Annotated in this window: 10 protein-coding genes; all 10 read left to right on the forward strand. The window is 38.9% G+C overall.

Features of this window, described 5'->3' with window-relative positions; all coding sequences use genetic code 11:
• Positions 1 to 224 precede the first annotated feature (224 nt).
• The 10 genes from dapB to QQS39_RS03305 all read left to right on the forward strand — a co-directional run bounded on the left by dapB (position 225) and on the right by QQS39_RS03305 (position 15,108).
• Positions 225 to 1,046, forward strand: a complete 822-nt coding sequence (gene dapB / locus QQS39_RS03260) for a 4-hydroxy-tetrahydrodipicolinate reductase (protein WP_285805374.1) — start codon at positions 225 to 227, stop codon at positions 1,044 to 1,046.
• Positions 1,047 to 1,480: 434 nt separating this feature from the next.
• The gene (gene carA, locus QQS39_RS03265) at positions 1,481 to 2,644 is read left to right on the forward strand and encodes a glutamine-hydrolyzing carbamoyl-phosphate synthase small subunit (RefSeq protein WP_285805375.1); all 1,164 of its coding nucleotides are present in this window, start codon (positions 1,481 to 1,483) and stop codon (positions 2,642 to 2,644) included.
• 17 nt (positions 2,645 to 2,661) lie between these two features.
• Positions 2,662 to 5,889: a carbamoyl-phosphate synthase large subunit gene (gene carB / locus QQS39_RS03270; protein ID WP_285805376.1), complete on the forward strand. Its 3,228-nt coding sequence runs from the start codon at positions 2,662 to 2,664 to the stop codon at positions 5,887 to 5,889.
• Positions 5,890 to 6,366: 477 nt separating this feature from the next.
• The gene (locus QQS39_RS03275) at positions 6,367 to 6,516 is read left to right on the forward strand and encodes a Hok/Gef family protein (protein WP_409283055.1); all 150 of its coding nucleotides are present in this window, start codon (positions 6,367 to 6,369) and stop codon (positions 6,514 to 6,516) included.
• 179 nt (positions 6,517 to 6,695) lie between these two features.
• Positions 6,696 to 7,589, forward strand: coding sequence for an AraC family transcriptional regulator (locus QQS39_RS03280; RefSeq protein WP_151434260.1), 894 nt, complete (start codon positions 6,696 to 6,698; stop codon positions 7,587 to 7,589).
• A gap of 212 nt (positions 7,590 to 7,801) precedes the next feature.
• Positions 7,802 to 9,496, forward strand: coding sequence for an ABC transporter ATP-binding protein (locus tag QQS39_RS03285; protein ID WP_285805377.1), 1,695 nt, complete (start codon positions 7,802 to 7,804; stop codon positions 9,494 to 9,496).
• Positions 9,486 to 11,126 (forward strand): ATP-binding cassette domain-containing protein, encoded by a 1,641-nt coding sequence (locus QQS39_RS03290; protein ID WP_285805378.1) that lies wholly within the window; start codon positions 9,486 to 9,488, stop codon positions 11,124 to 11,126. The genes QQS39_RS03285 and QQS39_RS03290 overlap by 11 nt, the downstream gene beginning before the upstream one ends.
• 132 nt (positions 11,127 to 11,258) lie before the next feature.
• A complete protein-coding gene (locus tag QQS39_RS03295) occupies positions 11,259 to 13,451 on the forward strand; it encodes a TonB-dependent siderophore receptor (RefSeq protein WP_285805379.1) in 2,193 nt (730 codons plus the stop codon).
• The gene (locus QQS39_RS03300; protein ID WP_151434264.1) at positions 13,451 to 13,705 is read left to right on the forward strand and encodes a hypothetical protein; all 255 of its coding nucleotides are present in this window, start codon (positions 13,451 to 13,453) and stop codon (positions 13,703 to 13,705) included. Before QQS39_RS03295 ends, QQS39_RS03300 begins: the two co-directional genes overlap by 1 nt.
• Positions 13,702 to 15,108: a PepSY-associated TM helix domain-containing protein gene (locus QQS39_RS03305; RefSeq protein ID WP_265576150.1), complete on the forward strand. Its 1,407-nt coding sequence runs from the start codon at positions 13,702 to 13,704 to the stop codon at positions 15,106 to 15,108. The genes QQS39_RS03300 and QQS39_RS03305 overlap by 4 nt, the downstream gene beginning before the upstream one ends.
• The last annotated feature ends 3 nt before the right edge of the window (positions 15,109 to 15,111 follow it).

Consider the following 15,111-nt stretch of genomic DNA (forward strand, 5'->3'; position numbering starts at 1 on the left):
AATGTGATAGTGAATTTAAAAAGCAGCGTGAATAACGCTGCTTTTTTTATGTGTAAAGTAAAGTTAAATGAATAATCATGCTGTTCATCTCTTTTACTGATAATGACCACGATTTTGTGTGTTTTTCTTATCTTGAACGTTAAATGCTGGCATCAAGTGGATGACATCGCTAATCTGTAAACAATAAATAGAGACAATAAGTATTGTTAAGGAGAAATTTAGTTATGTCTGCAAAAGAACTTCGTCTTGCCGTTGTTGGCGCGGGTGGTCGTATGGGACGCCAATTAATTCAGGCAATTTCTCAACAAGAAGGAACCGTTTTAGGTGCTGCTTTTGAGCGTACTAATTCTTCATTGATTGGCACTGATGCTGGAGAATTAGCGGGCATCGGGCATATTGGTGTCACAATCACCGATAACTTGCTGGCTCAAGCGGGTGAATTTGATGTATTAATTGATTTTACACGCCCTGAAGGAACGCTTTCTCATATTGCATTTTGCGTAGAACAGAAAAAAGGCATGATTATTGGTACGACCGGCTTTGATGATGAAGGTAAACAAGCCATTGAAAATGCCGCCAAAATTATTCCAATTGTGTTTGCCGCTAACTTTAGTGTCGGTGTCAATCTAGTACTTAAGTTACTTGAAAAAGCAGCGAAAGTGATGGGATCTTACAGTGATATTGAAATTGTAGAAGCACACCATCGCCATAAAGTTGATGCACCATCAGGCACTGCATTAGCAATGGGTGAATCTATTGCAGATGCGTTAGGTCGTGATCTTAAAGAGTGTGCTGTTTATGAACGAGTAGGGCATACGGGAGAGCGTGATCCTCAAAGCATTGGTTTTGCTACTATTCGAGCAGGTGATATTGTGGGTGAGCACACTGCCATTTTTGCTGATATTGGTGAGCGTGTAGAGATAAGCCACAAGGCTTCTAGTCGAATGACCTTTGCAAATGGTGCTGTTAAAGCAGCTATTTGGTTAAGATCTAAAAAATCAGGTTTATATAATATGAAAGATGTGCTTTCACTGGAAGATTTATAATTTATTAAATTTATAATGTAATGAAAACTCATGATTATTTTTTCAATTATGAGTTTTTATTGATTTTTGTTCTTAATTATTTGTATGTGTGTTTTTTATATCTATTTTCTCTGTATTCTTGCCTATATTTCCTTTCTTAATGTCAAAAATCCTCTTTTTTTCCTATTTAAGATCAGTTTTTAAATTAACTTGGTAAGCAAACGGTTAAATTTGTAAGATCGCTGGTGTAAATTGTCACTTAGATGACTAATTTGCTAATAATTGATATTTTTTAAATTAAAAAGGTGTTTTTTCTAGACATCTGCTTGTTCGATCTTTAGAATGCGCCCAATTTGCCAAAAATTTGCCCAATTTTATGTTTTTGGCATTGATTTAGAGTCTTAAATCTGAATTAATATGCATGAAATGTGATTTATTATTCTCTGGAGGGCGTTTTGATTAGAAAAGCTATACTGGTTCTAGAAGATGGGACCGAATTCCACGGCAAGTCGATTGGCGCAGAAGGCGCCGCCATCGGTGAAGTCGTTTTTAATACTTCCATGACCGGTTATCAAGAAATATTAACCGACCCTTCTTACTCCCAACAAATTGTTACTCTCACTTATCCCCACATTGGCAATACCGGCGTTAATCGTTCAGACGAAGAATCAGAAACAATCCATGCTCAAGGTTTAATTATTCGCGACTTACCATTAGTGATGAGCAACTATCGTGCTGAAGAAACGTTATCTGATTATCTTAAACGCCATAACATTGTTGCGATAGCGGATATTGATACACGTAAATTAACGCGCTTATTGAGAGAAAAAGGCGCGCAAAACGGCTGTATTATCGCTGGTAAACATCCCGATACCAAACTTGTCCTCGAAAAAGCTAAAGCCTTTCCCGGCTTAAAAGGCATGGATTTAGCCAAAACAGTCACCGTCAAACAGCCTTACTCGTGGACTCAAGGAAGTTGGACACTAGAAAATGAATTACCAGAAGCTAAATTAGCGACTGAATTGCCATTGCATATTGTGGCGTATGATTTCGGTGTGAAACGTAATATTTTACGTATGCTGGTGGATAGAGGATGCCAAGTTACTGTGGTACCCGCTCAAACGTCAGCTCAAGATGTGTTAGCGCTTTCTCCTGATGGTATTTTTCTTTCCAATGGTCCCGGGGATCCAGAGCCTTGTGATTATGCCATTAATGCCATTCAAACCTTTTTAACCACTGATATTCCGGTATTTGGTATTTGTTTAGGGCATCAGCTATTAGCATTAGCTAGCGGTGCAAAAACCATCAAAATGAAATTTGGTCACCACGGTGGTAATCATCCTGTTAAAGATTTAGATAAAAATACGGTGATGATCACAGCGCAAAATCATGGATTTGCCGTTGATGAAACCTCTCTTCCTGCCAATTTACGTGTGACACATAAATCTCTATTTGATGGTTCTTTACAAGGTATTCATCGCACGGATAAACCTGCATTCAGTTTCCAAGGTCACCCAGAAGCTAGCCCAGGGCCACATGATGCAGCACCGCTTTTTGATCACTTTATCGAGCTTATCGCGCAATATCGTCAAAACCTGCAATCAGTGACAACTAAATAAATCAGGAGCGAAAGAAAATGGCTAAAAGAACAGATATCAAAACAATCCTGATTTTAGGTGCTGGGCCGATTGTTATCGGGCAAGCGTGTGAATTTGACTATTCAGGCGCGCAAGCATGTAAAGCCCTACGTGAAGAGGGATATCGAGTTGTTTTGGTAAATTCAAATCCTGCAACCATTATGACCGATCCTGAAATGGCCGATGCAACGTACATCGAGCCTATTCACTGGCAAGTTGTGAGAAAAATTATTGAAAAAGAGCGCCCTGATGCGGTATTGCCAACAATGGGTGGGCAAACGGCACTGAACTGTGCGCTAGAGCTAGAGCGCCAAGGTGTCTTGGCTGAATTTGGCGTCACCATGATTGGTGCAACAGCCGATGCAATTGATAAAGCAGAAGATAGACAACGCTTTGATAAAGCGATGAAAAAAATCGGTTTAGATACTGCGCGTTCAGGTATTGCACATAATCTTGATGAAGCCTTTGCTGTTGCTGAACAAGTGGGTTTTCCTTGTATTATTCGCCCTTCATTCACAATGGGCGGAACGGGGGGCGGGATCGCCTATAATCGTGAAGAATTTGAAGAAATTTGTACGCGAGGCTTAGATTTATCACCCACTAATGAACTGTTAATTGATGAATCTCTAATTGGTTGGAAAGAGTATGAAATGGAAGTTGTGCGTGATAAAAACGACAACTGCATTATCGTCTGCTCTATCGAAAACTTCGATGCAATGGGAATTCATACAGGCGATTCCATTACCGTCGCGCCAGCACAAACACTTACTGACAAAGAATATCAAATTATGCGTAATGCCTCGATGGCGGTATTACGTGAAATAGGTGTTGAAACGGGCGGTTCTAACGTTCAGTTTGCTGTTGATCCTAAAACAGGGCGCTTGATTGTTATCGAAATGAATCCTCGGGTTTCTCGTTCATCAGCGCTGGCATCTAAAGCGACAGGCTTCCCAATTGCGAAAGTCGCTGCAAAATTAGCTGTAGGTTACACCCTCGATGAGTTGATGAATGATATCACTGGAGGGCGAACACCAGCCTCTTTCGAACCTTCTATTGATTATGTTGTGACAAAAATTCCTCGCTTTAACTTTGAAAAATTTGCAGGAACCAATGACAGATTAACAACGCAAATGAAATCTGTTGGCGAAGTGATGGCAATTGGTAGAACACAACAAGAATCTTTGCAAAAAGCATTACGAGGCCTCGAAGTGGGGGCGACAGGGTTTGATCCTAAAGTCGATTTAGACGACCCAGAAGCGTTAACGAAAATTCGCCGTGAGCTAAAAGAAGCAGGCTCTGACCGAATTTGGTATATCGCGGATGCCTTCCGAGCAGGGCTATCCGTTGATGGTGTATTTAACCTCACCAATATTGATCGCTGGTTCTTAGTTCAAATAGAAGAAATCGTTCGCCTTGAAGAAAAAGTCAGCGAAGTCGGTATAAAAGGCTTAAATGCTGATTTCTTACGTCAGTTAAAACGTAAAGGTTTTGCTGATGCACGTTTAGCTAAAATACTTAACGTAAAAGAGCCTGTTATTCGCCAGTTACGGGAGCAATATCAACTCCATCCGGTCTATAAACGTGTTGATACTTGTGCAGCAGAATTTGCTACGGATACGGCTTATATGTACTCGACTTATGAAGAAGAGTGCGAGGCAAATCCACATCAAGATAAACCTAAAGTCATGATCTTAGGTGGTGGACCAAACCGTATAGGGCAAGGAATAGAATTTGATTATTGCTGTGTTCATGCCGCGCTTGCGTTGCGTGAAGACGGTTACGAAACCATTATGGTGAACTGTAACCCTGAAACGGTTTCAACAGATTACGATACTTCTGACAGACTCTATTTTGAACCTGTCACATTAGAAGATGTACTTGAAATTGTACGAATTGAAAAGCCGAAAGGGGTTATCGTGCAATATGGTGGACAAACACCATTAAAACTCGCCAGAGCGCTAGAAGCTGAAGGGGTGCCAGTTATTGGCACAACGCCAGATGCTATTGATAAAGCAGAAGATCGTGAACGTTTCCAAAAAGCAGTTGATAAATTAGGGCTTAAACAGCCTGAAAATGCCACTGTAACCGCTTTAGAAGAGGCTGTAGAAAAAGCACAATTGATTGGCTATCCGCTGGTGGTTCGTCCGTCTTATGTTCTTGGTGGACGCGCAATGGAGATTGTTTACGATGAAGTCGATTTACGTCGCTATTTCCAAACCGCAGTGAGTGTGTCAAATGATGCGCCAGTGTTGTTAGACCGTTTTCTTGATGATGCAATTGAAGTCGATATTGATGCGATTTGTGACGGTAAGCAAGTCGTGATTGGCGGCATTATGGAGCATATCGAACAAGCGGGTGTTCACTCTGGTGACTCTGCTTGCTCATTGCCTGCTTATACCCTAAGCCAAGAAATTCAAGATGTGATGCGTAAGCAAGTCCGTGAGCTTGCGTTTGAATTAGGTGTAAAAGGGTTGATGAATGCACAATTTGCGGTGAAAGGTAACGATGTTTACCTTATCGAAGTCAATCCTCGTGCTGCTCGTACCGTACCTTTTGTGTCAAAAGCCACAGGTGTGCCATTAGCCAAAGTCGCTGCGCGTGTCATGATTGGTCAAAGCCTTGAAGAGCAGGGAGTTACAAAAGAAGTTATTCCACCTTATTACTCTGTAAAAGAGGTGGTTTTACCTTTCAATAAGTTTGCAGGTGTTGATCCGATTTTAGGACCTGAAATGCGTTCAACTGGTGAAGTGATGGGCGTTGGTGCAACCTTTGCTCAAGCCTTTGCTAAAGCGATGTTAGGCAGCAGTTCTACCATGAAGAAAAAAGGCAGAGCGCTTCTTTCTGTGCGTGCTGGTGATAAAAAGCGAGTTGTTGATTTAGCAACGAAATTACTAAAAAGTGGATTTGAATTAGATGCTACACATGGTACAGCCATTGTATTAGGTGAGGCGGGAATAAACCCACGTTTAGTTAATAAGGTTCATGAAGGTCGGCCGCATATTGAAGATAGAATCAAAAATGGTGAATATGACTATATTGTTAATACGACTTCTGGTCGTCAAGCCATTGAAGATTCTAAAATTATTCGTCGTAGTGCATTAAGATATAAAGTCCATTATGACACGACGTTAAATGGCGGGTTTGCGACAACGCTGTCATTAACAGCGGACCCTACGGAAAGTGTTATCTCAGTTCAAGAAATGCACGAAAAGATAAGTAAATCTTAAGGTTATTTATTGTTGTAATAATGATCCCGAATATAAGGAGACTTGTATTCGGGATTTTTTATTTTTCTATTTGATATAAAAAAGATAGCCCCAAATAAATTTATTTGGGGCTAGTGCAAAACAAAGAAGTGGGTGCGGATCTTTTTTTCAAGTAAGGAGTCAAGAAAATAAAATAAGTTAATTTCTTTGTTTTAGCGGGTTGATTTTGTCTTTTTTTGTCGCTTGAGTCAAGAGAAAATTATTTTACGAGATTGAGTAACGTACTGTTTTAATTGGTTTAAATTTGTTATTTACTACGGATAAGGTATAGGGAATAGAGAAATTTCTGTTACTATATTGGCGGGTGCTTGGATCATTTTGGTTCAAGCATTTTGCAAGAGCCAAAAAGAGAAAAGCCCCGAATTCTATTTTCATAAAATCCGGGGACAGACTCAAACATCAACAACTTGATTCTGTCTCCTTTTCCGAAAGGAGTCAATGAAATTGACGAAAATAACCTTATTTGGCATTACGGTTATCTGTGTGACTGTTCTATGTTTTACAATAATTGTAGGCGAACGATTATGTTCACTTAACATTAGTAATGGAAACACAGTCGTTCAAGCTATTTTGATGTGTAATAAATAGCTTGGTTGGAGGGAGGTTTTCTCCCTCCCAATTTTTCTTCAAGTTGTCAGAGTTTTGGTACAAGCACCCTGTCTTTTAAATTATTTTTTGTGATAGTTGGATATAAATGATAATGATTGCTATTTCGTTGCGTGTTTGAGAATATAGCTGATTATTTACTCTGCTGATATCTTTCTATTATGTCTCAACACTCTTCATTCTATTCATATATTGGTTATCAACCTAAGCATCAGCAGGTTGAAGAATATCGCTTTCAAGACCAAATTCTATTACGACAAGGGGTATTAGAAACCACAGAAGATCTGCATATTGAAGAGACTTATCAAGCCGGCTTTAATTTAGTGGCGGTTCATAGTGGAAGTGTGATTAGTGAAAGTGTCAATGGACAGAAAATAGAGATAGCAACACCGAGTATTTTTATTGCTAATAGTGTTGAACGTTATTCTTTATTGAATCAATTTAAATCTGGCGATCCGCTAAGATATACATTATTGCAATTATCATCTCAGTGGCTTGAGCAACAACATATTTTATTACCTCCAATACTGCGACAAAACCAATCACTTATGTTGCATCATCTGACTTTGGATAACACGTTTTTAGCGTTAACCATGCAGTTATTCCAAAATCCGGTTCACGACTCCTTAAAACCACTTTACTACTCAGGTAAAGCCTGCGAATTTGCTTCATTAAGTTTGCAATATTTATGTCATGAACAAGAGCCAGCCAATCGGCCATTAAGTCAGCGTGAAAAAAACAGTTTAAAACAAGCCAAAGAAATTTTAATTGCTGAAATGGAAACGCCACCCAAGCTTGAAATATTAGCAACTCGTGTGGGACTAAATACTCGAAAACTGACTCAAGGTTTTCGTCAATTATTTGGTAATTCTGTTTATGGTTGGCTACAAGAGTATCGTTTACAAACCGCATATAATATGTTGCTAAATGAAGGGGAATCTATCTCCAGTGTTGCCTATTATGTTGGGTATACACCCGCTCATTTTTCCGTCGCGTTTCGTAAACGTTTTGGTATATTACCGGGCGATGTACGCAAAGGGCATTTCACGCCTTAATTGATTTTATTAGGTTTATCGGTATATTAATTATCTTCATCGCTTGATTTGTCATCTATTAAACGCTTAATTAATTCTCCCGTTCCCATCTTGCTTAATAAATAAGCAAAATGCATCTAAATCGAAAGTAATAGTCACGCAATCTAAAGTCTTGTTGCTAGAGGGAAAATACGCTTTTCGTTATAGTGCCACAAGATGTTGTGGAGATTATTATGCATAATGAATTATGGGCGTTGTTACGTCCTTATCGCCCTTTATTAATAGGTGCGCTGTTACTACAAGCTGTTGCAGGTTTTAGCTCTTTAGTACCTTGGTTAGCACTTTATCAACTTATTATTTCTTTCCCTTCTACTAATACGTTCTGGCTAACCATTGCGGTTATTGGTGGCATTGTATGGCTTATTTCGCAGACTATTGCCTTTCATTTAACGCATTTAATGGATGCTAAATTAACCTATCATTTACGGTTAGCACTATCAGAAAAAATGCAAAAATTACCATTGAATTGGTTCGTTAACCAAGGGAAAAATGGTATTAATCAATATGTTCAGCGAGATATTAAAGCATTACATCAATTAATTGCTCATGCACCTGCTGATATCGTGCAATTAATCGTTGTTCCTGTTATCGCTATTATTGTGCTATCAACATTAAATCCTTTTTTACTGGTTTTCTCTCTTATTCCTTTAATCATTGCTTATTTTTGTTTTAAACAAACACAATCATCACGTTATCAAACCTATTGTGAACAGCGTGATAGTGCGATGAAAATACTCTTTGGCGATTATCAACTTCTTGCCGAAAACCCACTTATCGCGCGTCAATTCCCGCATAAAGGCATTATCAGTAAAACAGAAAAAGCCTTATTTAATTTTGTTTTTCATTTTCAAAATTGGGTTAAACGAGTTGGATTATTAGGATCACTTACTCAGCTATTATTAAGTGCCACGCTATTAACGGGATGGCTATTACTGGGTGCAACTATTTTTGAACACGCGTTGCCATTAGCCGATTTATTACTGTTTATTTTATTATTAAGACGTATCGCAGAGCCTGTTATGGCAATGGGGCATGGTGGCGATGCTTTACGTGCTGCAAAACAATCAGCACAGCGAATTCAGCAATTATTAAATCAGCCTGAAATGCAATATGGTGATTTATCGACCGAGACGATATCTCATGCTGTCGCGTTAACAGCACACTCTGTTTGCCTCTCTTATGGGGATAAAAAGATCCTCGATAATATTAATTTTGAAATTAAGAAAGGCGAGTTTATTGCCATTGTTGGATCTTCTGGTGCAGGTAAAAGCTCTTTGCTACAACTGATTGCTCGATTTATGGATGCAACATCAGGTGAGATTTTTGTTGAGGATCAGAATTTACAGGCATATTCACGTAATGCACTAAACCAGATAACCACTGTGGTGATGCAAAATAGTGCACCATTGCCTTATTCTATTCGCGATAATTTGTTGTTGTTTGATCCCGATTGTAGCGAGCAACAGTTGCAATCAGCCATCAATGAAACCAATTTAACTGAAGTCATAAAGAATTTACCGCAAGGTTTATCAACCGTTATTAATGATGAAATTGCATTATCTGGTGGTGAAGCTCTACGCCTTGCCATTGCTCGCGCTTTTATTGCCAATAACCCTCTGTTGTTAGCCGATGAACCCTCCTCTGCACTTGATCCTGATAATGCACAAAAGATTTTTGTGGCGATAAAAAATAAAACCATGACACGAGTCGTCGTCACACATTCACTGGTTTTAGCACAACAAGCAGACAGAGTGATGTTTATGGCTGAAGGTAAATTAATCGCAATAGGGCATCATGATGAGTTATTAGTTAATTGCTCTGCTTATCAAGACTTTGTACAAAAACAAGGAGAGCAAAATGAAGACTAATCCCTTTGTTTCATTACTCTTATCTTTAAAATATCCACTTAGTTTTATGGTGTTGAGTGCCATTTTAGAAGGGCTATGTGGTTTATTATTATTACCCATTATTATCTATTGGCATCAAGGACCAAGCCAATATTTATGGATGTTAGCGGGATTAACATTAATTACACTTATTTTTCAGTATATTGCGACACTAAAAGGTTTTCTTGCGGGTACGACGGTGATGAAGATCTTAGTCCAAGCCTTGATCCGTCATTTACCGCGTAGTTTAACGCCACCGCCTCAAGCACAAACGTTATGCTCAGGTGCAGCGATGAGCGCAATGAGTATTCCAGCCCATTTACTTGCACCTGTTATCAGTGTTGTGGTTACACCATTAACAGTGATTATGGGGCTTTTATTTTATAACGTCACTTTTGCGTTGATTTTTATAGTGGCTACATTATTACTTGTTGCAGTGATGCGAATAAGTGCCAAAGGGCTGTATAGACAAGAAGTAACACTGCAAACAGCAGAGGCTGTTGCGGCTAAAACATTGGCTAATTTTGCACAACATCAGGCATTACTGCGAAAAAGTGGGCAAAATTCACTGTTCTCACAGCAGTTACAGCAAGATTTACTAGCGCAACATCACCAACAAGTACAGTTATTACAGCGAAGTTTACCTTACCATTTAATTTTTTCTCTCTGTATTCAGGTTATTTTTATCGCTGTGCTCGTGATTGGGGTGATAAATGTTGATGCTAATTATCTTACTTTAGCGCAGTGGTTAGCCGTTGTTGTATTAATTGCCCGCTTTATTGAGCCGTTATTTCAGCTTTCTCATATTGATCAAGCATTAAGACAAAGTAAACAGTCACTCACTTTAATTAAGAATGCGTTGAATACACCAATATTACATAGCCCAATAGAGAGTGAAGCACCGAAAAATTATCAGATCCATTGTGAACATCTCCATGTTAATAACCATACAGGTAAAGCCATTCTTTCTGATATTTCAGTCTGTTGTCCTGATAAAAAAATGACTGCGGTTGTGGGGAGTTCTGGTGCAGGTAAAACAACACTACTCCATGTTTTAGCTCGTCTTATTGATGCGGATAAAGGGCAAATTCTTTATGGTGATAAAAAAGTTAATGATTTATCTGAGAGTGTATTAGCGCAAACAAGACAAATCGTATTTCAGCATAATCAATTAATTAAAGGCACTTTACGCTGGTCATTATTGCAAGATGAGCAATCAACAGTCAGTGATAAGGATATTTTACAATTACTTAATGCATTAGGTTTATCGCTGACCCAAGCGGATTTAGATGACGATGTGGGAGAACAGGGAGACCGTTATTCTGGTGGGCAAAAACAAAGGCTATGCTTGGCGCGTTCATTATTAGCCGATCCTAAAATTCTATTTTTAGACGAGCCTACCGCGAGCCTTGATACAATTAGTCGTGAAAAAGTCGCGCTTTATCTTGAAAATTTAACATCCACACGAGTTGTGATCACTCATGATCCTGATGTTGCCAAACGGGCAGATCACGTCATTGTGCTAGAGGATGGAAAAGTCATTGCAGAAGGTTCGCCTAATGCATTGTTATTATCTTCAACATGGTTCTCACGTTTTTGTGGATCATATTGAGTTTTTCGATCTTCATTCGTTGTGATGTAATATCGATTGGCAATCGAAAGAGATAATTTGGCAATCTAAAATACCCTAATCCCAAAATTGATAGAGTGATAACCATTATCATTTGAATATTTTGGGATGGGTATGGTTTACATTTCTGCTTTAGCTAACTTAGATAAAACACAGACATTATCACCAGTATTAAATCAACGTACACAAAATAAATTGGCATTAACACAATGCGCTATCTTGTGTTCTACCGCATTATTTTCACTTTCTGCCATCGCAAATACAGCAACAGAAAACAATAAAGCGGTCGATGTTTTGGTGGTGACTGAAAGCGCGACACAAAACCGCGATGATCTTGCTCCTGGCGTGAGTACATTAAGTAAAATGGCACTAAAGCCCAGAGAGATCCCACAAACTGTCTCTGTGATAGACAGAGAGCAAATAGAAAATCAAAACCTAAACACTCTTGATGAAGTGATGACTCGTGCCAATGGCATTACCAGCGCCCCGTTTGTATTATTAACAACGGCTTATTACGCTCGTGGTTTTCAAATTAACTCTTTTGAGCTTGATGGTGTTCCTGCATTAATGGGAAATATGGCAAGTTCACCACAAGATATGGCGGTGTATGAACGAGTTGAGATCTTAAAAGGCTCTAACGGATTAATGCATGGAATGGGAAACCCTGCGGCAACCGTCAATATGGTACGTAAACATGCACCTTTAGAAGATCAATTAAAAGCAACATTCACGGCTGGAAGCTGGAACCGTTATCGCGGTGAAGTGGATGTGGGGGGACGTTTAAATCAAGAGGGTAGCGTTCGTGGTCGTGTTGTAATGGCATGGGAAGATAAAGATTTCTTCTACGATATTTCAGATCAAAAGACTCGCTTGATTTATGCCACTGTCGATGCGGATTTAACGCCTAACACCCTATTACGTACGGGTATTCAATATCAAACAATAGACTCCATCACCAATATGGCGGGTGTGCCAATGGGGAAAGAGGGGAGTGATTTACATCTTTCTCGTAAAACCTATTTAGATGCTGATTGGGATCGCTTTAAATGGGATACCACGCGTTTATTTACCGGAATTGAATATCAAATTAATGATGATTGGCTGTTTAAAATCAACGGTGATTATCAATATGCTAAAGCGCGTTTGTTGTATGCAGGAGCATGGGGAAATATCGATCCTGAAACCGGTGATGGTGCCATGTTAATGGGAGGAGCATACAAGTTCCATAACTATCAAACCAGTCTTGATACCAACGTCACAGGAAAATTCAAAGGTTGGGGCTTACAACATGACGTGATAGTAGGAATGAGCTACTCGAAGGCCAGTGAAGAACAGCACACTGGGCAATTTAAAGAGCCTCTCAATGTACCTGTCAATATTTATCGCTGGGATCCTCACAGTGTAGCAAAACCACAAATAACAGGTTATTCCTCTCAAGGTGCGACAAAAACGGAACAAACTGGCGTTTATGCAATGAGCCGGATCAAGCTTATAGAGCCTGTTACGCTGGTTACAGGCGCAAGAGCGAGCTGGTGGGAAGTGACAAAACCGCAAGCTAAGTTTACTGAAAATGGAAAAATTACTCCTTATGGTGGTTTGATTTGGGACTTTGCGCCTCAATGGTCATGGTACAGCAGTTATTCTACGGTTTATCAACCACAAACAGGAAAAACGTGGAGTGGTGAAATGTTGAAGCCCGTTGAAGGACAAACGGTTGAAACTGGGATCAAAGGTGCGTTGATGAACGGTGGTCTTAACGTCTCAGCCGCTATTTTCCGTATTGATATGAAAAATAATCCACAAGAAGATCCGGCACATCCTGGCGGTGGTTTTAATACCTATCTTATTAGTGGCGGAAAAGTGATTAGCCAAGGGTTTGATATTGAAGGGACAGGATATCTATCACTATTTTGGGATCTCTCTGTTGGCTACACCTACACTGATACGGAATATAAAGAAGATACTCTTAATAAAGGCAATAGTTTTAATTCATTGGTGCCTCGCCATATGGTAAGAGCGTGGACAAACTATCAGTTACCTTGGGATGCACGTAAGTGGAGTGTGGGTGGTGGTATTCAAGCACAAAGTGAATATAGCAAAACAAACGGTGAAGTTACGTTACGCCAAGGTGGCTATGCGATATTTAATACGCGTTTAGGTTACCAAATTCATGAAAACTGGTCTGTAGCATTAAATATTAATAACGTTTTTGATAAACGTTATTACTCAAGTCTTTTCTCCCCTCAATGGAATAATCGTTACGGTGAACCTCGTAATGTTATGTTGAATATAAAGGCTGATTTCTAATGCAAAAAGCATTGCTGATCAGTTGTGCTATTTTAGGCAGCGTAATAGGAAGTATTACGCTGTCATTACTGATAGCAACTTTTTATCCCAGTGTAGATCCGCTTAATCGTCTATATGCAGCCGTCTTTTTACCTGTTTTATTTTTATGTGGCATGCTCTGTTTTAGTTTGCTTTCAGTGACTGGAAAGCAGGTATTTTGGCGAGCATGGAGCTGGTGGCCGTTACTTTTAATATTGCTGGAGTTTACTTTATGAAAGCAATATTAAAACGCCAATTTTCACAGCTTCATCGCCAAACAGGCACTTTATTTGGCATCCTATTATTTATTATTTTATTTACAGGCACATGGTCATTAGCTCATGAAAATTTAAATCTATGGGTTCAATTTAAGCCGTTAAATAAAGAACTATTACCGTTAGATAAGCTATTAATAAAAGGCGAATACCTCTTAGGTGAAAACGGTTTTAATAGTGTGAAATTAGCTTCTATTGATCATCCTATTATTACTTTCTGCCAAGGAATGGGAAATTGTTCACTGCAGTTAAATGCACAAACAGGAGAAGAAATTAGATTAACAGAGGTTATCTCTCCTATGGTTAATCTACATAAAAATCTATTTATGGGTTTTTCTGGGCGATTATTTATTAGCTTATTTGGGTTTGTTTTTGCGCTATTGCTAATAACGGGCATTGTTATTCATCACCGTAAAATCTATCAATTATTTCGGCTCCGTTTTAATCAAGGACGTAGGTTATTTTTCTTTGATTTGCATAATGTCATTGGATTATTGAGCTATCCGTGGCTGGTTGTATTTGCTTTAACCGGGGCATTATCAGGATTAGGTGCATTTGGTACATTAATGCTGGCAAAATATGTGGAGCCAAATGCTCCAGCGCAAGTGATGATGAAACTTATGGGGCAATCAACCCCTACCTCATTTGAATGGAGTGCATCTTCGCCAAATGAACTGTTAATTCAACTTTCGAAAGAAAAGCCAGAATTTATTCCTGAAACAATTAATTGGAAAAATAAAAGTACTGCTGAACAGCAAATAACAATAAGTGGGAGCAATTTATATTTACCCAGTACTACGAATTTTGAACAGTTCTCTTTTGCTGGTTTAGATAATTATCGGGTTACAGAAAAAACTTCTGTGTCTCAGCAATTTTGGACGCGTACTTTTATTGCGGTTCAACCGCTGCATTATGGGCAATATTTATGGACAGGCTCTGCTAACTTTAGTTTATCTGCGCTTCACTGCTTAATGGGAATGATGGCCTGTGTATTAACTTTTAGCGGATTAGTGATTTGGCTATTAAAAAAGCCCATCAATATCAGTTCCCGTTTAGTGTTAGGAAGTTGTATTGGCTTAATTTTTGCCAGCACATGTTTAATTCCTATCGCTATTTTCTCCGCGTTATCACCGATACTGTCTTTTTTTAGCATCTGGTTAATAACGCTTCTTTTTTATTCTTTTTATTTGCAAGTGATCCAACTTACTTTCCTTATTTTAACCCTAAGTAGTGCGATTTTATTAATAAGTGTTTTTAGCCACTTATTTATTACTCATGCTTCTTTATGGTGGATAAGTTGTGCCTTGCTGATAAGTGCCATTTTTTATTTTTTGATAGGTCTTTTTCTACTGAAAAGAGCGTAATTG

The organism is Proteus appendicitidis (assembly GCF_030271835.1).
GTDB classification, from domain to species: Bacteria; Pseudomonadota; Gammaproteobacteria; order Enterobacterales; family Enterobacteriaceae; genus Proteus; species Proteus appendicitidis.

Excerpts from the sequence above, each read along its gene's own strand:
- dapB (WP_285805374.1), top strand. The coding sequence starts at position 225 with ATGTCTGCAAAAGAACTTCGTCTTGCCGTTGTTGGCGCGGGTGGTCGT.
- carB (WP_285805376.1), top strand. The coding sequence starts at position 2,662 with ATGGCTAAAAGAACAGATATCAAAACAATCCTGATTTTAGGTGCTGGG.
- QQS39_RS03275 (WP_409283055.1), top strand. The coding sequence starts at position 6,367 with ATGAAATTGACGAAAATAACCTTATTTGGCATTACGGTTATCTGTGTG.
- QQS39_RS03280 (WP_151434260.1), top strand. The coding sequence starts at position 6,696 with ATGTCTCAACACTCTTCATTCTATTCATATATTGGTTATCAACCTAAG.
- QQS39_RS03285 (WP_285805377.1), top strand. The coding sequence starts at position 7,802 with ATGCATAATGAATTATGGGCGTTGTTACGTCCTTATCGCCCTTTATTA.
- QQS39_RS03290 (WP_285805378.1), top strand. The coding sequence starts at position 9,486 with ATGAAGACTAATCCCTTTGTTTCATTACTCTTATCTTTAAAATATCCA.
- QQS39_RS03295 (WP_285805379.1), top strand. The coding sequence starts at position 11,259 with ATGGTTTACATTTCTGCTTTAGCTAACTTAGATAAAACACAGACATTA.
- QQS39_RS03300 (WP_151434264.1), top strand. The coding sequence starts at position 13,451 with ATGCAAAAAGCATTGCTGATCAGTTGTGCTATTTTAGGCAGCGTAATA.
- QQS39_RS03305 (WP_265576150.1), top strand. The coding sequence starts at position 13,702 with ATGAAAGCAATATTAAAACGCCAATTTTCACAGCTTCATCGCCAAACA.